The organism is Roseovarius nitratireducens (assembly GCF_002925845.1).
GTDB classification, from domain to species: Bacteria; Pseudomonadota; Alphaproteobacteria; order Rhodobacterales; family Rhodobacteraceae; genus Roseovarius; species Roseovarius nitratireducens.
In genome coordinates, this window is sequence record NZ_PDNI01000084.1 from 68,244 (window position 1) to 90,459 (window position 22,216).

Annotated in this window: 23 protein-coding genes; 19 read left to right on the forward strand and 4 right to left on the reverse strand. The window is 64.8% G+C overall.

Annotated features, from left to right (window positions below; genetic code table 11):
- The first annotated feature begins 56 nt into the window (after positions 1–56).
- The 6 genes from CRJ03_RS18755 to CRJ03_RS18780 all read left to right on the forward strand — a co-directional run bounded on the left by CRJ03_RS18755 (position 57) and on the right by CRJ03_RS18780 (position 8,703).
- A complete protein-coding gene (locus CRJ03_RS18755; RefSeq protein ID WP_104020388.1) occupies positions 57–1,427 on the forward strand; it encodes an aspartate aminotransferase family protein in 1,371 nt (456 codons plus the stop codon).
- Between the two features lie 240 nt (positions 1,428–1,667).
- Positions 1,668–2,762 (forward strand): ABC transporter ATP-binding protein, encoded by a 1,095-nt coding sequence (locus tag CRJ03_RS18760; RefSeq protein WP_439126650.1) that lies wholly within the window; start codon positions 1,668–1,670, stop codon positions 2,760–2,762.
- Positions 2,763–2,874: 112 nt separating this feature from the next.
- Positions 2,875–3,990, forward strand: coding sequence for an extracellular solute-binding protein (locus CRJ03_RS18765; RefSeq protein ID WP_104020390.1), 1,116 nt, complete (start codon positions 2,875–2,877; stop codon positions 3,988–3,990).
- Between the two features lie 92 nt (positions 3,991–4,082).
- Positions 4,083–5,813, forward strand: a complete 1,731-nt coding sequence (locus CRJ03_RS18770; RefSeq protein WP_104020391.1) for an ABC transporter permease — start codon at positions 4,083–4,085, stop codon at positions 5,811–5,813.
- A gap of 3 nt (positions 5,814–5,816) precedes the next feature.
- Positions 5,817–7,034 (forward strand): ABC transporter permease subunit, encoded by a 1,218-nt coding sequence (locus tag CRJ03_RS18775; RefSeq protein WP_104020392.1) that lies wholly within the window; start codon positions 5,817–5,819, stop codon positions 7,032–7,034.
- A 49-nt stretch (positions 7,035–7,083) separates the two neighbouring features.
- On the forward strand, positions 7,084–8,703 hold the full coding sequence (locus tag CRJ03_RS18780; protein ID WP_104020393.1) for a GMC family oxidoreductase: 1,620 nt from the start codon (positions 7,084–7,086) through the stop codon (positions 8,701–8,703).
- Here CRJ03_RS18780 and CRJ03_RS18785 read toward each other — a convergent pair.
- Positions 8,691–9,308 (reverse strand): TetR/AcrR family transcriptional regulator, encoded by a 618-nt coding sequence (locus CRJ03_RS18785; RefSeq protein WP_104020394.1) that lies wholly within the window; start codon positions 9,306–9,308, stop codon positions 8,691–8,693. The genes CRJ03_RS18780 and CRJ03_RS18785 overlap by 13 nt on opposite strands.
- Positions 9,309–9,425: 117 nt before the next feature.
- Positions 9,426–9,584, reverse strand: a complete 159-nt coding sequence (locus CRJ03_RS20010) for a hypothetical protein (RefSeq protein ID WP_165375357.1) — start codon at positions 9,582–9,584, stop codon at positions 9,426–9,428.
- Between the two features lie 173 nt (positions 9,585–9,757).
- On the opposite strand from CRJ03_RS20010, the gene mbfA reads away from it, so the two are divergent.
- The 7 genes from mbfA to CRJ03_RS18820 all read left to right on the forward strand — a co-directional run bounded on the left by mbfA (position 9,758) and on the right by CRJ03_RS18820 (position 15,629).
- Positions 9,758–10,735, forward strand: a complete 978-nt coding sequence (gene mbfA / locus CRJ03_RS18790) for an iron exporter MbfA (protein WP_104020395.1) — start codon at positions 9,758–9,760, stop codon at positions 10,733–10,735.
- 118 nt (positions 10,736–10,853) lie between these two features.
- The gene (locus CRJ03_RS18795; RefSeq protein WP_165375361.1) at positions 10,854–11,588 is read left to right on the forward strand and encodes a succinate dehydrogenase/fumarate reductase iron-sulfur subunit; all 735 of its coding nucleotides are present in this window, start codon (positions 10,854–10,856) and stop codon (positions 11,586–11,588) included.
- A complete protein-coding gene (locus CRJ03_RS18800; RefSeq protein ID WP_104020396.1) occupies positions 11,581–11,913 on the forward strand; it encodes a succinate dehydrogenase/fumarate reductase transmembrane subunit in 333 nt (110 codons plus the stop codon). The genes CRJ03_RS18795 and CRJ03_RS18800 overlap by 8 nt, the downstream gene beginning before the upstream one ends.
- Positions 11,910–12,251, forward strand: coding sequence for a succinate dehydrogenase, cytochrome b556 subunit (sdhC, locus tag CRJ03_RS18805; RefSeq protein ID WP_104020397.1), 342 nt, complete (start codon positions 11,910–11,912; stop codon positions 12,249–12,251). The genes CRJ03_RS18800 and sdhC overlap by 4 nt, the downstream gene beginning before the upstream one ends.
- Positions 12,251–14,005, forward strand: a complete 1,755-nt coding sequence (locus CRJ03_RS18810; protein WP_104020398.1) for an L-aspartate oxidase — start codon at positions 12,251–12,253, stop codon at positions 14,003–14,005. The genes sdhC and CRJ03_RS18810 overlap by 1 nt, the downstream gene beginning before the upstream one ends.
- On the forward strand, positions 14,002–14,961 hold the full coding sequence (locus tag CRJ03_RS18815; protein ID WP_104020399.1) for a fumarate hydratase: 960 nt from the start codon (positions 14,002–14,004) through the stop codon (positions 14,959–14,961). Before CRJ03_RS18810 ends, CRJ03_RS18815 begins: the two co-directional genes overlap by 4 nt.
- Positions 14,958–15,629 (forward strand): fumarate hydratase C-terminal domain-containing protein, encoded by a 672-nt coding sequence (locus CRJ03_RS18820; protein WP_104020400.1) that lies wholly within the window; start codon positions 14,958–14,960, stop codon positions 15,627–15,629. The genes CRJ03_RS18815 and CRJ03_RS18820 overlap by 4 nt, the downstream gene beginning before the upstream one ends.
- A 25-nt stretch (positions 15,630–15,654) precedes the next feature.
- Here the strand turns inward: CRJ03_RS18820 and CRJ03_RS18825 are convergent, their stop codons facing one another.
- Positions 15,655–16,398, reverse strand: coding sequence for a sulfite exporter TauE/SafE family protein (locus CRJ03_RS18825; RefSeq protein ID WP_104020401.1), 744 nt, complete (start codon positions 16,396–16,398; stop codon positions 15,655–15,657).
- Positions 16,395–17,300, reverse strand: coding sequence for a LysR family transcriptional regulator (locus tag CRJ03_RS18830; protein ID WP_104020402.1), 906 nt, complete (start codon positions 17,298–17,300; stop codon positions 16,395–16,397). The genes CRJ03_RS18825 and CRJ03_RS18830 overlap by 4 nt, the downstream gene beginning before the upstream one ends.
- A 142-nt stretch (positions 17,301–17,442) precedes the next feature.
- Between CRJ03_RS18830 and CRJ03_RS18835 the strand changes: the two genes are divergently transcribed.
- The 6 genes from CRJ03_RS18835 to CRJ03_RS18860 all read left to right on the forward strand — a co-directional run.
- Positions 17,443–18,420: a Bug family tripartite tricarboxylate transporter substrate binding protein gene (locus tag CRJ03_RS18835; protein WP_104020403.1), complete on the forward strand. Its 978-nt coding sequence runs from the start codon at positions 17,443–17,445 to the stop codon at positions 18,418–18,420.
- A gap of 64 nt (positions 18,421–18,484) precedes the next feature.
- Positions 18,485–18,973, forward strand: a complete 489-nt coding sequence (locus CRJ03_RS18840) for a tripartite tricarboxylate transporter TctB family protein (protein WP_104020404.1) — start codon at positions 18,485–18,487, stop codon at positions 18,971–18,973.
- Positions 18,970–20,460 (forward strand): tripartite tricarboxylate transporter permease, encoded by a 1,491-nt coding sequence (locus tag CRJ03_RS18845; protein WP_104020405.1) that lies wholly within the window; start codon positions 18,970–18,972, stop codon positions 20,458–20,460. The genes CRJ03_RS18840 and CRJ03_RS18845 overlap by 4 nt, the downstream gene beginning before the upstream one ends.
- 132 nt (positions 20,461–20,592) lie before the next feature.
- Positions 20,593–21,033 carry a YeeE/YedE family protein gene (locus CRJ03_RS18850; RefSeq protein ID WP_104020406.1) on the forward strand — a complete coding sequence of 147 codons (441 nt, stop codon included), beginning with the start codon at positions 20,593–20,595 and terminating at the stop codon, positions 21,031–21,033.
- A 3-nt stretch (positions 21,034–21,036) separates the two neighbouring features.
- Positions 21,037–21,471: a DUF6691 family protein gene (locus tag CRJ03_RS18855; RefSeq protein ID WP_104020407.1), complete on the forward strand. Its 435-nt coding sequence runs from the start codon at positions 21,037–21,039 to the stop codon at positions 21,469–21,471.
- Positions 21,468–22,216: MBL fold metallo-hydrolase (locus tag CRJ03_RS18860; protein WP_104020408.1), on the forward strand; the 749-nt coding region annotated here is incomplete at its 3' end. The genes CRJ03_RS18855 and CRJ03_RS18860, both read left to right, overlap by 4 nt.

Below are 22,216 nucleotides of genomic sequence, written 5' to 3' on the forward strand. Positions count from 1 at the left end.
CTTTGGATATTTTTGGCAAGATGAAGACGGGGGCACCCCCAATGAAAGGAAAGACGATGCTGCGTAACGACCAACTCGACCAATGGGATCGCGAGAACTTCTTCCACCCCTCGACGCATCTCGCACAATTCGCGCGCGGCGAGGCGCCGAACCGGATCATCACCGGCGGCAGCGGCTGCCATATCGAGGACCGCGAGGGCAATCGCCTGCTTGACGCATTTGCCGGGCTCTACTGCGTGAACGTGGGCTACGGGCGTCAGGACATTGCCGATGCGATCGCCGAACAGGCCAAGGAGTTGGCCTATTATCACGCCTATGTGGGCCACGGTACCGAAGCGTCGATCACGCTGGCCAAGATGATCCTCGACCGCGCGCCCGATCACATGAGCAAGGTCTATTTCGGCCTGTCGGGATCGGACGCCAACGAGACCAACATCAAGCTGATCTGGTATTACAACAACATCCTCGGCCGCCCCGAGAAGAAGAAGATCATCTCGCGGTGGCGCGGGTATCACGGCTCTGGCCTGATGACCGGCTCGCTGACGGGCCTGCACCTGTTCCACCGGAAGTTCGACCTGCCGATGAGCCAAGTGATCCACACCGAAGCCCCCTATTACTATCGCCGCGACGATGTGAGCATGAGCGAGGAACAGTTCGTCGCCCATTGCGCGTCTGAGCTTGAGGCGCTGATCGACCGCGAGGGGGCCGATACCATCGCCGCGTTCATCGGCGAGCCGGTGCTGGGCACCGGAGGTATCGTGCCGCCGCCCGCTGGTTACTGGGAGGCGATTCAGCCGATCCTCGAGAAGCATGACATCCTGCTCATCGCCGACGAGGTCGTAACCGGCTTCGGCCGCCTGGGCACGATGTTCGGTTCGGAGCATTACGGGCTCAAGCCTGACCTCATCACCATCGCCAAGGGACTGACCTCGGCCTATGCGCCGCTCTCCGGCTCCATTGTCAGCGAGAAGATGTGGAAGGTGCTGGAGCAGGGCACCGACGAGAACGGCCCGATCGGCCACGGCTGGACCTACTCGGCGCACCCCATCGGCGCGGCAGCGGGGGTGGCGAATCTCAAGCTGCTCGATGAGCTCGACCTCATCGCGAACAACCGCGAGGTGGGTGGCTATCTCAACAGGACCATGACCGAGGCGCTCGGCGACCATCCGAACGTGGGCGAGGTGCGCGGCGAGGGGATGCTGTGTGCCGTCGAGTTCGTGAAGGACAAGGGCAGCCGCACCTTCTTCGATCCCGCCGACAAGATCGGTCCGCAGGTCGCCTCAACGCTCGCTGCCGACCATGTCATCGGACGCGCCATGCCGCAGGGGGACATCCTCGGATTCGCCCCGCCGTTCTGCCTGACGCGCGAAGAGGCCGACGAGGTGGTGGCAAAAACCCTGCGCGCGGTGCAGGCGGTGCTAGGCTGAGTCCCGTGACAAGACCTGAACTTCAGGACATTTGGAGCGGCCCCGGCGCGGGGTCGCCCCAAAGATCGCAGGACAATCGCCCGGAATCGCTCAGTACGCAGTCGGTTTGGCCTGTCACAGCGCGAATTCTCAAAAAAACGCCGCTTCAAGCTTGCAACAGAAGGCGTTTGTCGGTTTAGACTGCATCCAACGCGGGGAACACCGTAGCAAAATAAACACAGGGAGCCGCAATTGGCCGAGATCGCGACCAACGATGCGTTCGTCGAATTTGAACGCGTGCAAAAGAGCTATGATGGCGAGCAACTCGTCGTCAAGGACCTCAACCTGAACATGCCGAAAGGCGAGTTCCTGACCATGCTGGGGCCGTCCGGGTCGGGTAAAACTACCTGCCTGATGATGCTGGCAGGGTTCGAGACCGCAACCCATGGCGAGATCCGGCTGGACGGAAAGCCGATCAACAACATTCCGCCACACAAGCGCGGAATCGGCATGGTGTTCCAGAACTACGCCCTGTTTCCGCACATGACGGTGGCCGAGAATCTGGCCTTTCCGCTGGAGGTACGCAAGATCGGCAAGTCCGACCGCGAGCAGAAGGTCATGCGCGCGCTGGACATGGTGCAGATGGGCGATTTCGGCGGGCGGCGTCCCGCGCAGCTTTCCGGCGGACAGCAGCAGCGAATCGCGCTGGCGCGCGCGCTGGTGTTCGAGCCCGAGCTGGTGCTGATGGACGAGCCGCTGGGCGCTCTCGACAAGCAGCTGCGCGAGCACATGCAGTTCGAGATCACCAACCTGGCGCACGAGCTGGGCATCACGGTGGTCTACGTGACCCACGACCAGACCGAGGCGCTGACCATGTCGGACCGGGTAGCCGTGTTCGACGATGGCCGGATCCAGCAGTTGGCCGCACCCGACGAGCTCTACGAGAGCCCGCAGAACAGCTTCGTGGCGCAGTTCATCGGCGAGAACAACACGCTGGGCGGCACGGTCAAGGAGATCAAGGACGGCTTCGCGCTGGTCGAGGTGGACGGTGGCGGGCTGATCGACTGCAAGGCAGTCAATGTCGAGAAACCGGGCGACCGCACGCTCATCTCGATCCGCCCCGAGCGGGTGGAGACCAACATGGACCGGCTCAATGCCGATGCCCACACGCTTGATGCCGAGGTGCTGGAATTCATCTACATGGGCGACGTGTTCCGCACCCGCCTGCGCGTGGCCGGGCGCGATGATTTCATCATCAAGACACGGAACTCGGCAGACCAGACGCGGCTAAAGCCGGGCACCAAGGTCAATATCGGCTGGCAGCCCGAGGATTGCCGCGCGCTGGACGCCGTCTAGGTCGTGACGTGTTCGTGCTCGTCAGAGGCGGGCGCGTGACCCCAGAGGTTCCGCTGTTCAACCCGTAGCGCGGAGCCCGACAAGTGAAACGGGACTTACTTGGGAGTATAACATGAAACTCACAACGACGCTTCTGACCTCGACCGCGCTAACCGTCGCGGCAGGGGTTGCCGCCCACGCACAGGAAATGGCCAACGACATGACGTTTGTCTCCTGGGGTGGCGCCTATCAGGCCAGCCAGCAGAACGCCTATGCCGAGCCCTACAAGGAGATGCACCCCGAGGTGTCGGTCGTCTGGGATGAAAGTTCCAACGAGGCGGTGGCCAAGCTGCGGGCCATGAACGAGGCCGGCAACATCACCTGGGATCTCGTGGACGTGGTGGCGGCTGACGCCATGCGCCTCTGCGACGAGGGCCTGGCGATGGAGATCGACCACGACGAGGTTCTCGCCGACGCGCCCGACGGCACCGAGGCCAGCGACGATTTCGGCGACCTGATCGTCAGTGACTGCTTCATCCCGCAGATCGTCTATTCCACCACCTTCGGCTATCGCACCGACATGGTGCCCGAAGGTGTCGAGGCACCGAACGATATCTGCGACGTCTGGGACACCGAGACCTACCCCGGCAAGCGCAGCCTCGAGAAGCGCCCGATCAACAACATGGAATGGGCCCTGCTCTGCGACGGCGTGGCCAAGGACGAGGTCTATGACGTGCTCGCCACCGACGACGGCCAGCAGCGCGCGCTCGATAAGCTGGGCGAAATCAAGGACGACGTGATCTGGTGGTCGGCCGGCGCAGACACGCCGCAGCTTCTGGCTGATGGCGAGGTCTTCATGGGCTCGACCTATAACGGTCGCCTGTTCTCGGCTATCGTGGAGCAGGATCAGCCGATCGCGATGATGTGGGACGCGCAGGTGTTCGACCTCGACGGCTGGATCGTTCCGGCCGGCCTGCCGGAGGATCGCCTCGCTCGCGTGATGGACTTCCTGCACTTCGCCACCGACACGCAGCGTCTGGCGGACCAGGCGGCCTATATCAGCTACGGCCCGGCGCGTGCATCCTCGGCACCGATGGTCGGCAAGCATGCCGAGCTCGGTATCGACATGGCACCCCACATGCCGACCGATCCGAACAATGCCAAGAACACGTTCCTCTACAACTACGAGTTCTGGGCGGATTACCGCGACGACATCGACGCCAAGTTTCAGGCGTGGCTGGCCCAGTAAGGGCAAGTCTTTCGGAAGGGGCCTTCGCGGCCCCTTCCGTCCTTTCATTGGTTTGACCCATTGAAGAATCAAAAGAAACCGACGGGGACGACATGAGCAATGTGACAGACGCCACGACAGGCGCAGGCGAGCCGATGCCGGGCGATAATGGCACGCGGACCGCGAAGACAGAGAACGGCCCGGTCATGGCCGCCGACGGGCGCCCTCTGAAGCAAACGCTCAGGCGCACGCTTCGCCGCGAGAAGATGCGCGCGCTGTTGCTGATTGCGCCGCTGCTTATTTTTGTCGTCGTCACCTTTATTGTGCCGATCCTGTCGATGCTCTTTCGTTCGGTCGAGAACGATATCGTGCAGAACACCATGCCCGAGACGGTGCAGGCTCTGCGGGCCTGGGATGAGCAGGGCACCGAGCCGCCGGGCGACGAGGTTTTCGTCCCTCTGTATTTCGACCTCTTCAAGGCCTCTGAGGCCAAGGAACACACCAAGCTCGGCAGCCGACTCAACTATGAACAGCCGGGCTTGTCGTCGATGTTCCGCGGCACCGGTCGCGACCTCGATGACATGGGCGAAGAATTCCAGGACGTGTTCGAGGAAATCGACCCCGCCTTTGAGACCGCCGCCTTCTGGCACGAGCTGCTCTCGGGCGCGGGCGGCGAGGCTCTGCTGAAAGAGCGCCGCGACCTCTACGAGGCGTTGACTGGCGAGGAGATGCGGGGCGATGTCGGCTTCACCCCCTCGACAGAAATGGCCGAGATGCTGCCGTGGACCACGAAGGCCTACACCGATTTCGCGATCTGGACGGCCATCGAGGAAGAGGACGTGGTAGCCGAGGAAGAGCCCTGGGAAGCTGTCTATGCCGCCCTGGGCCAGGACTTGCGGAGCCCCGACACGGTGGCTGCGATCGAGGCCTATTCCGGCCCTTGGTCCACCACTCTCAAGGCAGCGGCGGAGAATCGCGACCAGCTGCCGCAAGACAGCTTTCGCGAGATGTTCGTGGCTTCCGACAAGGATTGGGGCAGCCTGGAGGCGTGGCGCACCATCTCGCTCTACAGCCCGCCCGTCACCGCCGGCTATTTCCTGAATTCGGTGGATCTGACCAAGACCGTGGACGGGATCGCGGCGCGCCCCGAGACTCAGCAGATCTACCTTACGCTGTTCCAGCGCACGCTGATCATGTCGCTGATCATCACCGGCTCCTGCATCCTGCTAGGCTATCCCGTGGCGTGGCTCCTGGCCAACCTGCCGCTGCGCACGGCCAACGTGCTGATGATCCTCGTGCTGTTGCCGTTCTGGACCTCGCTCTTGGTACGCACCTCGGCATGGAAGGTTCTGCTGCAGCAACAGGGGATCATCAACGAGATCCTCGTCTGGCTGGGCTTCGTCGATGACGCGAACCGCCTGATCCTGATGAACAACGCCACCGGCACCGTGATTGCGATGACGCATATCCTCTTGCCATTCATGATCCTGCCGCTCTACTCGGTGATGAAGACCGTCCCGCCCAGCTACCTGCGCGCGGCAAAATCGCTGGGCGCCACCAACTGGACGGCCTTCTGGCGGGTCTATTTCCCGCAATCCGTCCCCGGGATCGGCGCGGGCAGCATCCTCGTCTTCATCCTGTCCATCGGCTACTACATCACGCCCGAGATCGTGGGCGGCACCAGCGGTGTCTTCATCTCCAACAGGATCGCCTATCACATTTCCTCGTCGCTCAACTGGGGGCTGGCCGCGGCGCTGGGCAGCATCCTGCTGATCGTGGTGCTGGCGCTCTACTGGTGCTACGACCGGATCGTGGGCATCGACAACGTGAAACTCGGAGGCTGAGGCATGTCCAACCTAACCGTCGATATCCCGCGACCGCCGCTCAACGGCTTCACCCTGCCGCTCATGGCCGTGTTCGCCGGCTGTTTCGGCTTTGTCGTGGGCAACGTCTTTGCCCAGCCGCTGATCGGGTTCCTGATCGGAGCGGTGGTCGGGGCCGGGGTAGCACTGCTGGCGCATAATTTGCCGCGCAGCCGCCGCAACGTCCGCCTCGGGCTGATCGCCATCTTCGGGCTGATCGGCCTCATTCTGGTGGGGCCTGGTGCGATGGTGGCAGGGTTGCTGATCGGGGCGGTCCTGAGCTGGGCCGCCTACTGGCTGGACAGCGGCGCGTATCGCTCCCGCGTGCCGATCTACTACACCGCCGGGCAGACGCTTTGGCACAATTCCTTCCTGTTCATCTGCGGACTGGTTTTCTTCTTCCTGATCGCGCCGCTGCTCCCGGTTATGTGGCTGAGTTTCAACGCCCAGAACTTCTTCACCTTCACGCCGGAAATGCTAAACTTCCAAGCCGAGGGTTATTCGCTCAAGCATTACCGCGATTTCCTCGGCACCGAGGAATGGATGGTGCCGCTGAAAAACTCGCTGATCATCGCGCCTTTTGCCACTTTCATATCGGTTAGCCTCGGCACGCTGGCGGCCATCGGCCTCAGCCAGTCGCACGTGCCCGGGCGGCAGGCGATCATGGCGATCCTGATCTCGCCGATGATCGTGCCACTGATCATCTCGGCCACCGGGATGTTTTTCTTCTACGCGCCGCTGGGTAACTGGCTGGAGGCCACTCTCGGGCTTAACCGCTCCTTCGTCGGCTACCTCAAGGTGATCCTCGCCCATGCCGCGCTGGGGGTGCCCTTCGTGATCATCACCGTGACGGCCACGCTGGTGGGCTTCGACAAGTCGCTGACCCGCGCCTCGGCCAACATGGGCGCAGACCCGGTGACCACCTTCTTTCGCGTGCAGATGCCGCTCATCCTGCCAGGCGTGATCTCGGGGGGGCTTTTTGCCTTCATCACCTCGTTCGACGAGGTGGTGGTGGTGCTCTTCGTCGGCTCGGCGCAGCAGCAGACGCTGCCGTGGCAGATGTTCACCGGCTTGCGCGAGCAGATCAGCCCGACGATCTTGGCGGCGGCAACGATCCTCGTTACCGTGTCCATCTGCCTGCTGACCACGGTCGAGTTGCTCCGGCGCCGGTCAGAGCGGCTGCGAGGCCTGAGCCCGGGCTGACGCGACGTCCTGCTTGGCCCGCCGATCGCGGCGGGCCTAGCTTGCGCGCATGGAGTTTGACTACATCATCGTCGGCGGCGGCTCCGCTGGCTGCGTGATGGCAGCGCGCCTGAGCGAAGACGCAGCCACCCGCGTCTGCCTCGTCGAGGCGGGCGGTGGCGGACGCGACATCTTCGTCCGCGCCCCCGCGCTGGTGGCGGCGATGGTCTCGGGGCGGCCACGGATCAACAATTGGGCATTTCACACCGTACCGCAGCCGGGGCTGAACGGGCGGCGTGGGTTTCAGCCGCGCGGCCGCGCGCTGGGCGGGTCGAGCGCGATCAACGCCATGCTCTACACGCGCGGACATCCACGCGATTACGACGAATGGGCCGATCTCGGCTGCGACGGCTGGGATTGGCAGAGCGTGCTGCCGTGGTTTCGCCGCGCCGAAGGCAATACCACGCGCGGCGGCGATCTGCACGGGCAAGACGGGCCACTCAAGATCCGCGACCAAAGCGCGCCACGCACCATTTCCAGCACCTTCATCGACGCCTGCGCCCACCTTCAAATCCCCCGCAACCCGGATTTCAACGGGCCCCGACAGGAAGGCGCGGGCCTCTACCAGGTCACGCAATTCGCCGGTGGTCCGAACAACGGCGAGCGCTGCTCGGCGGCGGCGGCCTATCTCTTTCCCGCGATGACGCGCCCCAACCTCACGGTGATTTCCCGCGCGCTGGCCTGTCGCATCCTCGTTGAGGATGGTCGCGCCACGGGCCTGCGCTACCGCCGCCGGGGCCGGTTGCATGAAATCCGCGCGCGCCGCGAGGTGATCCTCTCGGCGGGGGCCTTCGGTTCGCCGCATCTGCTCAAGCTCTCGGGCATCGGTCCGGCAGAGGAACTGGTGGCGCACGGAATCCCTCCGGTGCGCGACCTGCCCGGAGTGGGCGAGAACCTGCAGGACCACCTCGACTACATCCTCGCCGAGACATCGAAACGCGACGACGTGGTGAGCCTCGGCCCCAAGGGGCTGTGGCAGTTGGGCAAGGCTGCGCTGCGGTGGCGGCGCACCGGCACGGGGCATTTCGCGACACCCTATGCCGAGGCGGGGGCCTTCCTGCACTCGGCTCCCGGCCTCGACCGGCCCGACCTCCAGCTACATTTCGTGATCGGTATCGTCGAGGACCACATGCGCCGCCTGCATTTCCGGCCCGGCTATTCCTGCCATGTCTGCGTGCTGCGGCCCCACAGCCGGGGCCGGGTGACGCTTGCCTCTCCTCGCCCCGCCGACGCTCCGCTGATCGACCCGGCCTTTCTGAGCGACCCGCGCGACCTGCCCCTGATGATGACCGCCGCGCGCCGGATGGACGCGATCCTCGCTGCCCCGCCGCTCGCGCCGTGGCGCAAGACGCGCCTGCACGACCATGACTGGAGCGATGCGGCGCTGGAGCGCGATATCCGCGCCCGCGCCGACACGATCTATCACCCGGTGGGCACCTGCGCGATGGGACGGGGCGAGATGGCGGTGGTGGACGCGCAGGGCCGCGTGCACGGGGTCACGAGGCTACGGGTGGTCGATGCCTCGATCATGCCGCGCCTTGTGGGGGGCAATACCAACGCCCCCACCATCATGATCGCGGAAAAGATCGCTGGAGAAATGACAGGGCGCGCGCCGGATCAGGCGCGGTAGCGCGCCAGGAACATCTCGACCGCACCATTCACCACCCGCTCGATATCGGCCTCGCTCGGGGCGTCGCACATGCCGCACAGTGACCGTACGAACAGATCGCCCTTGCACAATTCGCCAAACTGATTGGCGGCAAGGTCCATGTCGTCGATCCGCAGTATCCCCGCCTCGACATAGGGCGCCAGAACCTTGCTCATCCGCTCGCGCACCAGCGCCGGGCCCGAGGCGTAGAACCGGCGTCCAAGCTCGGGGAAGCGGTGGGATTCGGCCACGCAGATGCGAAACACTTGCTGCCCGAAATCCGACAGGAAAAACCGCACGATCCGACTCGCGGCCTCGTGCAGCACCTCCTCGATCGGGGCGCCCGACCCGATCACCTCGATCGCCTCCTCGGCCTGCCGGTTGCATTCGATCCGCGCCACCTCGGAGAACAGCAGCCGCTTGTCGGGGAAATAGCTGTAGAGCGTTGCCTTGGAAACCTGCGCCTCGCGCGCGATCTCGTCCACGCTCGCACCTTCGAACCCGTCGCGCATGAAAACGCGGCGTGCGCCTTCTAGCACCTGGTCGAACTTGCGGCCTTTCTTGATCTCGGCGGCGGGTGCCGACATTTGCATCCTCCCGGCAGGTCCGGGCAGTCTATTCGGGCCGGGACGACATCCGCAAGCACATCTGCGTGTGCAAGGAGAGAAGGCGGGCCGCCCGGTTCGGGCGGCCCCATGCCCGGGTTACTTGTCGATGGCACCGGTGCCCTGCGTCACCGGCTGCGGTGCGGGCCCAGGGTAGGTGAGTGTCGGGATGAGGCCGCTCGTATCGATGCTGAAGGCCACGGCGGGCGCAGCGGCGAGCGAGACGGTAAGGGTGATGGCGGTGAGAGCGGGTTTCATGGTAAACTCCACTATCTGAACTGATCCGTTCAGTGGTAAGTAAGCCGTTCGGTCCAGGTACCAAGATGATTTCGAACCGAGCGGTTCAATCTAACTCGCCACTGCCCGACCTCTTGATTCCAGTCACCAGTTCGATAAATTAGAATAATTCTAAGTATAGCCGCGAGACACGCATGTTCCCTCATCTCACCTCCCGCCGCCGCTTCGCGGACCTCTCCGAACAGGAAATTCTCGCACTTGCGATCTCGTCCGAAGAGGACGACGCCCGCATCTACCGAACCTATGCCGAGAGCCTGCGCGTCGACTACCCCGACACCGCCGCCATCTTCGACGGCATGGCGCGGGAAGAGGACGGACACCGGCAGCGCTTGATCGATCTGCATCGTGCCCGCTTTGGCGAGGTCATCCCGCTCATCCGGCGCGAGCACGTGGCGGGCTACTACGCGCGCCGCCCGGTCTGGCTGGTGGAAAACCTCGGGATCGAGCGCATCCGCGACGAGGCAGAGGCGATGGAGCACGACGCCGAGGCCTTCTATCTCAAGGCCGCGCAGCGCAGCAGCGACGCCGCCACGCGCAAGCTTCTCGGCGATCTCGCCGCCGCCGAGAGCGGGCATCAAGCCCGCGCGGGAGAGTTGGAGGCCGAGCACCTTGGTCCGCAGGCCCGCGATGCCGAGGACCGCACCGCCAAGCGGCAATTCGTGCTGACATGGGTGCAGCCGGGGCTGGCAGGGCTGATGGATGGCTCGGTCTCCACGCTGGCGCCGATCTTCGCAACGGCGTTTGCCACGCAGGACACCTGGACCACCTTCCTCGTCGGCCTCGCAGCCAGCGTCGGTGCTGGCATCTCGATGGGTTTCACCGAGGCGGCGAGCGACGATGGAGAGCTTTCGGGGCGCGGCAGCCCGTTCAAACGCGGCCTCGCCTCGGGCTTCATGACGACAGTTGGGGGCCTGGGCCACGCCCTGCCCTATCTCATCCCGGACTTCTGGACCGCCACGATCATCGCCTTTGTCGTGGTGTTCATCGAGCTGTGGGCCATCGCATGGATTCAGAATCGCTACATGGAAACCCCGTTTTTCCGCGCGGCGTTCCAGGTGGTCCTTGGCGGCGCGCTGGTCTTTGCGGCGGGGGTGCTGATCGGCAGCGGCTAGCGATGAAGATCAATTGGAAAGCATAGCTTTCGAAAATGATAAGAATTAATTCCTTTTCGTTAGCTGCGCTGATAAATATAACAAGTGTCACAGCCACCCCGAGCCATTCGAGGGACACGTGACCGCCACGCCATCCAAACTGACAGTTACCGTTCAGCGCGGCTCCGAAGGCGCGATCCGTCAAGAGGTGTTCGACGTCCCCGCCTACGAGAACCAGACGGTTCTGGACGTGGTGACGTGGATTCAACAGATGGCGGACCCGACGCTCAGCTACCGCTTCGCCTGCCGCGTAGGCATGTGCGGCTCTTGCGCGATGATGGTCAATGGAGTGCCGCGCTGGACCTGCCGGACCCATGTGAACAAGGTGGCCGCGGACGGGCAACTCGCCATCGCGCCGCTGCGCAACCTGCCGGTGATCAAGGATCTTGCCGCCGATATGGACCCGTTCTTCGACAAGTGGGTGGCGGCGGAGGCGCGGCATCACCCCTCGGCCGGGCGCAGCGACGATTTCGACCCGGTCACGTCCCGCGAACCCGCCCGCGCCGAGGCCGATCTCGGGATCGAATGCATCAATTGCGGGATCTGCTACGCGGCCTGCGATACGGTGGCGGGCAATCCCGATTACCTCGGCCCCGCTGCGCTGCAACGGGCCTGGACGCTTCTGAACGACAGCCGCGACGGGGGTCGCGATGGCATCCTCGCGGCGGTCTCGGGCAAGAAGGGCTGTCACAACTGTCACTCCATGGGCAGTTGCGCGCAGTATTGTCCCAATGATCTCAACCCGATGCGCGCCATCGCGGGGCTGAAGCGCGAGACGGTCAGGGCGGCATGGGGAGGCAAGCGCGATGCTTGATCTGCGGCTCTACATGGCGCAGCGGCTGAGCGCGCTGGTGATGGTGCCGCTGGTTCTGGGTCATATCGCGGTGATGATCTATGCGATCCAAGGGGGCTTGAGCACGGCGGAAATCCTTGGCCGCACCCAAGGCAGCCTGTTGTGGTTCCTGTTTTACGGGGCCTTCGTGGTCGCCGTCTCGGTCCATGCCGCCATCGGCTTGCGCGTCATCGCGCATGAATGGGGCGGGCTGCGGGGGCGGGTGCTCGACTGGCTGATGTGGGGCGTCGGCGCGTGTCTGTTTTACGTCGGTATTCTGGCGGTATTCGCGGTGACCCTGTCATGAAAACGCCGCCCCGCTCTCACCCGCTCTGGCTCGCCTTTCTGCTGCACCGCCTCTCGGGGCTGGCGCTGGCGCTCTTTCTGCCGGTGCACCTGTGGCTCTTGTCACAAGCGGTCACGTCACCCGCCACGCTCGACGGCTTCCTCGCCTTCGCCGAGCATCCGCTCGTGAAACTGGCCGAGTTCGGCCTCGTGTTCCTGCTCGCCGTTCACATGGCCGGCGGCCTGCGTCTGCTGGCGCTGGAATTCCTGCCCTGGTCCGACAGGCACAAGACCTACGCCGCCGCCGCGGTCGGCGCAGCCCTGTTCCTTTCGGCCACGTTTTTCCTGAGGGCGATCTGATGGTGAAAATCGACCGGCACGATACCGATATCCTGATCATCGGCACCGGCGGCGCGGGTCTCTTCGCCGCGCTCCACGCCCAGCAATCGGCCCCCGAGGGCACGCGCATCACCATCGCCGTCAAGGGTCTGATCGGCAAATGCGGCTGCACGCGCATGGTGCAGGGCGGCTATAACGTGGCGCTTGGCGGCGGCGACACGGTCGAGCGGCATTTCATGGATACCATTCAGGGCGGCAAATGGCTGCCCAATCAGGACATGGCGTGGAAGCTGTGCGAACAGGCGGTGGTGCGCATCCACGAGCTTGAAAACGAGATCGGCTGCTATTTCGACCGTAACCCCGACGGCACGTTGCATCAAAAGGCCTTTGCCGGGCAGACCGCCGACCGCACGGTCCACAAGGGCGACCTGACCGGCATCGAGATCATCAGCCGGTTGATGGAACAGGTTCTGGCGCGCCCGGTCGAGAAGTTGCAGGAACACCGCGCCATCGGCCTGATCCCGACGCGCGATGGCAGCGCGCTGGCGGGGGTTCTGTTCATCGACATGCGCACCGGGGGCTTTCGCCTCGTGCGGGCAAAAACCGTCCTCATGGCCACCGGTGGCGGCCCAACCATGTACAAGTACAACACCCCCTCGGGCGACAAGACGATGGACGGCCTTGCCATGGCGCTGCGCGCAGGGCTGGAACTGCGCGACATGGAAATGGTGCAGTTCCATCCCACGGGCCTGTTGGCGGGCGATCACACCCGGATGACCGGAACCGTGCTGGAGGAGGGCTTGCGCGGTGCGGGCGGGCAATTGCTCAACGGCGCGGAAAACCGCTTCATGTTCGACTATGACCCAAAGGGCGAACGCGCGACACGCGACGTGGTCAGCCGCGCGATCTATGCCGAGATGCGCAAGAACAACACGAGCCAAAATGGCGGCGTGTTCATCTCCATGGCCCATCTCGGCCCCGACCATGTGCGCGCCAAGTTCCCCGGCATGGTCAAACGCTGTGCCGATAGCGGGTTCGATCTGGCGGGCGGCCTGGTGGAGGTGGTGCCGACCGCGCATTACTTCATGGGTGGCGTGGTTGTGGATGCCGATACCCGCACCGCGATGGAAGGGCTCTATGTCGCCGGAGAGGACGCGGGTGGCGCGCATGGCTCCAATCGCCTCGGCGGTAACGGGGTGGCCAATTCCACCGTCTATGGCGGGGTGGCGGGCGACGTGATGGGCGCGGACATCCGGGCCATGGGCGCGCTGCGCGATCCCTGCCCCGAAGTCTTGCAGGCGGAGGTGAGCCGCGCGCTGCATCCGCTCAGCCGCACCCCCGGCCTCGTGCAGCCGATGCGCCACGCCCTGCAAGAGGCGATGTGGGAGGACGTGGGCGTCATGCGCAATGCCGCCGGAATGGAACGCGGGCTGACCCGTATCGCCGATATTTCCACCGAGTTGATGGAGGTCGGCGTCGCGGGCGATGATCTCGCTTTCAACCTCACCTGGCATGACTGGCTGAATCTGCGCTCGCTGTGTGATATATCTGAGGCGATCACGCTGGCCGCGCTTGCCCGCGAAAACTCGCGCGGGGCGCATTACCGAGAGGATTTCCCGGAAACGGGCGATCTGGATGCGTCCTATTTCACCGTGGTCACGCAAACCGGAGAGGCGCTCGACGTGCGCCGCGACCCGGTTCAATTCACCAAGGTGCGCCCGGGCGAGACGATCCTGCCCAAGGGCGCGCCGGAAACACTGGTGGCGGCACAATGATACCCATCGACCTGATAGAACGCACCGCCGGGACGCTGATGGACAAGGCAGCCATCGAGATCCCCGACGACTACCTCACCGGGCTGCAACACGCCGCCGAGACCGAGGACGGGGATCTGTCGTCCTTCGTGCTTCAGGCCATGCTGGAGAATTACAAGGCCGCCAAGGAGGACCGCCGCGCCATGTGCGGCGATACCGGCTGTCCGCGCTGGTACGTGAAGATGGGCAACGAGACGCAGATCGAGGGCGGGCCTGTCGCCTTGGAAACCGCGCTCCGCCGCGCCACGGCCCATGCCACCGATGGCGTGCCGCTGCGCCCCAACCGGGTGCACCCGCTGTGGCGCACGGATCACAACAACAACGTCGGCATCGGCGCGCCCGAGATCGAATACGGCTATGAGCCGGGGGGCGAATGGATCGACCTCATCACCGTGCACAAGGGCGGACTGTTTGGCACCGATTATCGCATGCTCTTTCCCTCCGACGGGATCGAGGGGATCAAGCGGTTCTATCTCGACAGCCTCGTCGCCTTTGGCAAGCGCGGGCTGGCCTGTCAGCCGGCGATCATTGGCATCGGGCTTGGGGGCTCCAAGGATACCTGCATGGTGCTGGGCAAACGCGCCGCGTGCCTGCGCGTGGTGGGCAGCGAAAACCCGGACCCGAAGATCGCGGCGCTGGAACAGGAGTTCAAGGACCTGGGCAATTCCATCGGCATGGGCGCGATGGGCTTTGTCGGCAAGAACATGGTCGTCGATTGCAATATCGAGGTGGGCTATTGCCATACGGGCGGCATGCAGATGTCGGTGCACGCCTTTTGCCTGTCGTCACGCCGGGCGGTGGCGCGCATCTATCCCGATGGGCGGGTCGAGTATCGCACCGATCCTGACTGGTTCACCCCCTATCAGCGGCGCGAGACGGTCGAGTGGCGAGACCCGGCACAGGAGGCGGCGGAATGAGCAAACCCCGGGAAATCCGCCTGAGCACGACGCCAACGCCCGAGGCGCTGGCCGAGTTGCGCCTTGGCGATATCGTCTATCTCGACGGCCTGCTCTACACCGCGCGCGAAGGCGTCTACATGCGCGCGCTGGAGGAGAAGGCCAATATCCCGATGGAACTGCCAAGCCAGAGTGCGGCGAATTTCCATTGCTCGCCTGCCGCCGCGATCCGCTCTGACGGCAGCTTTGACATGGGGGCGGTGACGGCCACGGCGTCGTTCCGCTTTGCCAAGTGGTTGCCCGAATGGATGGAGAAAACCGGCGCGCGGCTGATCATCGGCAAGGGCGGCATGTCGTCCAAGGATTACAAGGAATATTTCGTGCCCAACGGCGCGATTTACCTCTCGACCGTGGGCTATGGCACCGGCGCCCTGCTGGGGCGCGGGATCGAAAAGGTCGAAGCGGTGCACTGGCGCGACGAATTGGGGCTGGCGCAGGCGATGTGGGTCATTCGTTGCAAGAAGATGGGGCCGTTCATCGTGGCCTCGGATATGGACGGCAATTGCCTGTTCGAGCGCGAGAACGCGAAGATCGCGAAAAACCTCGACCGGGTCTACGAGGGCACCCGCCCGGCGACGCTCAAGCGGTACGGCGAGACGGATGACCGGTCTGACGAGGTGATCGGGTAACCCGCCTTTGCAAGGGCGTTTTCCGTCAGATCAGTTCGCGCGCCAAAAGCACGGTCCCGGAAATGAATGTCATCGCGATCAGCAACCGGCGGAACGCCGCATCGGGCAGGCGGCGGAAGATCGCGATGCCGGCCTGCGCGGCGATGATCGACACCGGCAGCGCGAGCGCGATGTAGAGCAGGGTCTCGCGCGTGTAGGCGCCCCTGAGCGCCAGCGCCGCCGCCGTGAGCGCCAGCACCGTCACGTTGAACGGTTGCAGCACGGCGCGCGTCTCGGCCTTGGGCCAGGGGCGCAGGGCGCACCACATCATCGGCAGCGCCCCCGAGAGCGACGCCGCGCCCCCGAGGATGCCGCCAGACAGTCCCACCGCCATGTCCCAGACGGGCGTTGGCCGCTCGAACCGGGGCAGCCGGGTGCGCAGGCTGAAATAGCCGCCATAGAGGATGAGAAACCCGGCGATCACCAGTTTCAGGCTGCGCGCGTCCAGCACCGACAGTGCCAGCACGCCCAGCGGGATGCCCAGCACGCCCGGGATCAGGAACCGCGCCAGCCGCCGCCGGTTGGCGCCAATGGCGTGACGCACCACCCACAGGCCCTGCAATCCGGTGAGCGCCGAGAGCACCACCACCACCGCCACCGCCTGCACCGGGGGCATGACATTGAGAAAGAAGCCCAGCGCGAAGAGCGCGGTGCCGAAGCCCGCCAACCCGTTGATAAGCCCGCCTGCCGCCGCGCCCGCGACCACCGTGAGCATCGTTTCGGGGCTCATGGCGCAGGCCCCGCGCCGGGGCGAAAGGTGCCGATCCCGACCGCACCAAGGAGCGCGGTGTGAATTGCCTCGATCACGCGGAGCCGGGGGTTGTCGCGGCGATGCGCAAGCGTCAGTTGCCGCACCGGCGCGCCCGCGGGCAGGGGCAGGCGGCGCAGGGGCAGCGGGCTTGCCCCGCGCACGCAGCGCGCGGGCACGATCGACACCCCGAGCCCGGCAAGCACCATGCTCGATATCGCCTCGAGCCCCTGCAATTCCATCGTGACATCGACGGCGATCCGGTTGTCGCGCAGCCAGCCGTCGATCAGCCCGCCCACCACCGCATCGCGGCTGAAGCGGATGAAGGGATGCGCAGCCAAGAGCGCGCGCACGTCGTCGCCGTCCGTGTCCTCGGGGGCCAGAAGCTCCATCGGTTCGCGGGCGATGTCGGCATGGTCGATCCCCGGCGGCAGCGGTCCCTGCCGGGACAGGATTCCGCAATCGAGCGCGCCGCGCTCAACCTCCGCGATGAGCTGCGTGGTCATGCCCGGCACGATGCGCACATGCAGGTCCGGGTAGCTCTGCTTCAACAGGCGGACCGAGAGAGGCGTCAGCCCGGTGAGCGTCATCGGCACCGCCCCGAGCGAGATTTCCCCGGCAAACCCCTCGTCACCCATCACCGAGGGCAAGAGCCCGTCATAGGCGCGTAGTATCTCGCGGGCGCGAGCCACGAGCGCGCGGCCCACCGGCGTCAGCTCCGGCGTGCGGCGGGAGCGGTCGAACAGCGCCACGCCCCACTCATCCTCGAGGCTGCGCATCTGCTGGCTGACGGCGGCATGGGTGATGAACACCGCGTCCGCCGCAGCGCTGAAGGTCCGGTGGTCGTGGACGGCCACGAGGGTGCGCAGGCGGCGGATTGACATGTCCGATCCTTACCGTAAGATTTTGTGACACAAGCTGTAACGGAATATTGCTTATATAAAGGTTGGCTTAAAGTTACACCTGACTTGGGTGGCGGTGCAATCCGCGAAAAGCAGGGCCGCCACAACAGAGGAGGAGGATAAGATGCGACTGAAAACGCTTGGCGCGCTCTGCGCCATGAGCCTTGGGCTGGCGGCGACGCCGGCGCTGGCCGAGTATCCCGAACGCCCGATCAACATGGTCATCCCCTATGGTGCGGGCGGCGCGACCGATATCTCGGCGCGCACCATCGCCGAGCCTCTGGGCACTGCCGTGGGCGGCACGCTGGTCATGTCCAACATCACCGGCGCAGGCGGCGCGACGGGATCGGTCGCGGTGCAGAACGCCAAGCCCGACGGCTACACAATGCTGTTCGCACGCGTCGGCTCGCATTCGGTGAACCCGGCGATGAAGGCGACGCTGCCCTACACGCTCGACGATTTCCGCTTTGTCACGGTCTACGAGATCAACCCGGTGGCCTGCGCCGTGCGGCCCGATTCGGGGATCGAGAGCATGGAGGATCTGGTGAGCCTGACCGAGAGTGAGGGCACCAGCTACAGCTCGTCGGGCGTGGGCTCCATGCTGCATCTGGCGGCGGTCTTCGTGCTCGATGAATTCGGCATCAAGGACCCGCTGGAAAAGGCCACGCATATCCCGCAAAAGGGTGGCGGTGCCGCGGCGACGGCGGTGCTCAACGGCACGGCGACCTTCCTGTGCACCAATTCCTCGGCGCTGGCGAGCTTCGTGGCCAACGGGCAATTGAAGCCGCTGATGGTCACCACCGACGAGCCGGTGCCCGGCTTCGACGCGCCGTCGGCGAGCAGCCTCGGCAAACCCGACCTGCGCCAGCTTGTCGGCTGGACCGGGATTGCGGGGCCGGACGGCCTGCCCGACGAGGTGGCCGCGAAATGGGGCGAGTGGATGGCCGAGGCTGCCGCGAACGAGAAGTTCGTCGAGCAGATGACGGCGCGCGGCTCGGTGATCGAGGTGATGAGCCCCGAAGAGGCCAACGACTTCATCGAGACGCAGTACAACACCTTCCGCGCGCTTGTTGACAAGCTGGGGATGCGCGTCGAAGGCTGAGGCAGGACAGGCGCCCGGCCGCGAGGAGGCGGCCGGGCACGCGCGACCAAAGGGAGGGGCAGGGGTGAGCCACCGGGCAATGCAGCTGCGGCTTGGGATCGGCGCGATCCTCGCGGCAATCTTTCTCGTGACCTATGCCACACCCAATTGGGTCTCGACGCCGAGCAATGTGCGCAACATCGTGCTGTCGCCGCTGTTCTGGCCGTATATTCTCGGCGGGCTCACCGGGTTGATCGGGCTTGGCCTTGCGCTTTCGGGCTGGCGCGGCGACCCTGGCGAGCCGGTCAATGACCCGATACCGGATCCCGGCGCCGGGGCGGCGCGGCTGGTGGGTTTTGCCGCCCTGATGGCCGTCACCTTCTGGGCAATGCCGCATCTGGGCATGGTCTGGACGTCGATGCTGGCCTTCCTCGCGCTGGCTTTTCTGGTCAAGACACGTCACCCGGCGGCTGCGGTGATCTGCGCGGTGGCGGTGCCGCTCATCCTCTACGCCTTTTTCGCGCATGTGGCGAGCGTGGCCATTCCGCAAGGCGAACTGGTGAGGCTGCCATGAGCCTTTATGACAGCGTGATGGCGGGGCTGGCCCTCGTTGGCAATCTCGAGGCGTTCCTGTCGCTGGCCATCGGCATCGTGATCGGCGTGGTGGGCGGCGCGATCCCCGGCATCTCGGCGACGATGGCGGTGGCGCTGGCGCTGCCCTTTACCTTTCCGATGGCACCGATCAACGGCATCCTGCTGCTGCTGGGCGTCTACAAGGGCGGCATTTTCGGTGGCTCGATCCCCGCGATCCTGATCAAGACGCCGGGTACGCCCGCGTCATCCGCCACCATTCTCGACGGTCATCCTATGGCCGAGCGCGGCGAAGCGGGGCGCGCGCTGGGCATGGCGCTCTGGGCGTCCTGCACGGCGGATTTCGTGTCGAACCTCGCGCTGATCTTCTTTGCCGGGTTCCTCGCCTCCTTTGCGCTCAGCTTCGGCCCGCCGGAATTCTTTGCGCTGATCCTGTTCTCGCTTACCATCATCGCGGGGGTCTCGGGCGAGAGCCTGCTGCGCGGCGCGCTGTCGGCGCTGCTGGGTCTCTTGCTGGCGACGATCGGCCTTGATCTGGTTTACGGCACCAACCGCTTCACCTTCGGCGATCCGAACCTGATGGGCGGGCTTAATTTCATCGCGGTGCTGATCGGCCTGTTCGCCATCCCCGAGGTGATCAACATGGTCTGGCACCCCACCGGGCACGTGGGCAAGGTGCAGAAGCTGGGCAGCAAATGGGTGACCTTCGCGGAATACAAGCGCTGTTTCCGCTCGATCATCCGGGGTAGTTTCATCGGCGTCTTTCTCGGCTCGATCCCGGGCATCGGCGCGGCCCCCGCGGCGTTCCTGAGCTATTCCGAGGCGCGGCGCAAATCGCCCAACAAGGCGAATTTCGGCAAGGGCGAGATCGAGGGGGTCGCGGCCTCGGAGGCGGGCAACAACGGCGTGGCGGGGGCGACGCTCATTCCGCTGCTGGCGCTGGGCGTGCCGGGCGACGTGATCACCGCGATCATCATCGGTGCCTTCATGGTGCACGGGCTTCAACCGGGGCCGATGATGTTCGTGCTGAACGTGGATATCATCTATGGCCTGTTCATCGGCCTGATCCTGTCATCCGGCATCCTGTTCATCGTCGGCGGGCTGGCGATCCGCGGCTTTCGGCCCGTGGCCGACATCCCCAAGCGCATCCTGATGCCGATGGTGCTGGTGCTGTGCATCTACGGGGTTTTCGCGGTCAACAACAACATCTTCGACGTGGGGGTGATGTTCGCGATGGGGTGGGTCGGGTTCGTCATGGGACGCTATCACATCCCGGCAGCGCCGTTCCTCATCGCCTTCATCCTCGGGCCGCTGCTCGAGGATAATTTCCGGCAATCCATGCTGATGTCGGGCGGCAGCCCGGACATATTGCTGCGCGGCCCGATCACGTGGTTCTTCTGGACCCTCACGGTCATCAGTATCGTCGCGATCACCCGCGGCACCCTGCGGGCAGACCGCGCGGGGGGTTGAGCGGCGGTCACATTTACGTGGATCGCGCGATTGCCCTGTAAAAATCGTGGGCGGGTACATATATTCATCGACATGTATATGTAACTGACACCACACCCGGGCGGTTGCAGGCACGGACAAGAGGACAACGAGATGACAGGGGTAGAGACGGAATTCACACCGCTGCAATCGCTGGCGGGCGGTGTGCTGATCGGGCTGTCGGCGGTTTTGCTGATGTTCTTTCAGGGAAAAATCTTGGGGGCCACGGGCATCCTGTCGGGTCTGATCGCGGGGACCGCGCCAGGCGACAAGGGGTGGCGCGCGGCGATGGTCGCGGGAATGATCGCGGGGCCACTGCTGGTGCTGGCGGTGACCGGGCAGATGCCCGTCGTGGACGTTCCGGTGAGCTGGCCGATGATCCTCGCCGGGGGCTTCATCGTCGGCATCGGCGTGACCTTCGGCTCGGGCTGCACCTCGGGGCACGGGGTGTGCGGGAATGCGCGGCTCTCGCCGCGGTCGATGGTGGCGACGGTGACCTTCATGATCGCCAGCGGGATCACTGTCTATGTCATCCGTCACGTGGTGGGGGGCTGAGCCATGCGGTTTCTTTCGGCTTTCATCGTGGGCCTGATCTTTGGCGTGGGGATTGCCATCTCCGGCATGATCAACCCGGCCAAGGTGCTCAATTTCTTCGACGTCGCCGGGACATGGGACCCGAGCCTGATCTTCGTCATGGGCGGCGCGCTGGTGACCACATTCATCGGCTACCGCCTCGTGCTGCGACGTGATAAACCGGTGATCGAAGAGAAGTTCCAACTTCCCGCCGCGAGCGCCATCGACGCGCGGCTGATCGGCGGCTCGGCGGTATTCGGCATCGGCTGGGGCATCGCGGGGTTCTGCCCCGGGGCGGCGATTCCGGCGCTCGGCTCGGGCAAGATAGAGGTGGTGGGCTTTGTCGTGGCGCTGCTCGCGGGGCTGTGGGTGGCGCGCGCAATCAGGGACCGACAGACAGGAAAGGGGGCAGTGGCATGAGCAGCTATCCCGTGAACATGGATGTCAAACCGCAGATCGAGGCGTTCTTCGACGAAGACACCAACACGATCAGCTACGTGGTGAAAGACCCCGGGTCCAACGCCTGCGCGATCGTCGATTCGGTGATGGATATCGACTATGCGGCGGGGCGCATCACCCATGAGCATGCCGACGCGATGATCGCCCATATCGAGCGCGAGGGGCTAAGCCTCGAATGGATCATCGAGACCCATGTCCATGCCGACCACCTGTCTGCTGCGCCCTATATCCAGGAGAAACTCGGCGGCAAGATCGGCATCGGCGAGAAGATCCTCGTGGTGCAGGACACGTTCGGCAAGATATTCAACGAGGGCACCGAGTTTCAGCGCGACGGCAGCCAGTTTGACCGGCTGTTCGGGGAAGGTGACACCTACAGCGTGGGCGGCATGACCTGTTTCGCGATGCACACGCCCGGCCACACGCCCGCCTGCATGACCCATGTGATGGGCGATGCCGCCTTTGTCGGCGATACGCTGTTCATGCCCGACGGCGGCTCGGCGCGGGCCGATTTCCCCGGCGGGGACGCGGCCACGCTCTATGACAGCATCCAGAAGGTCTTGTCGCTGCCCGACACCATGCGCCTCTTCATGTGCCACGACTATGGCCCGAATGGCCGCGATATCCGGTGGGAGACCACGGTGGCCGAGGAAAAGGCGCACAACATCCACGTGGGCGGCGGCAAGACGAAGGAAGAATTCGTGCGCTT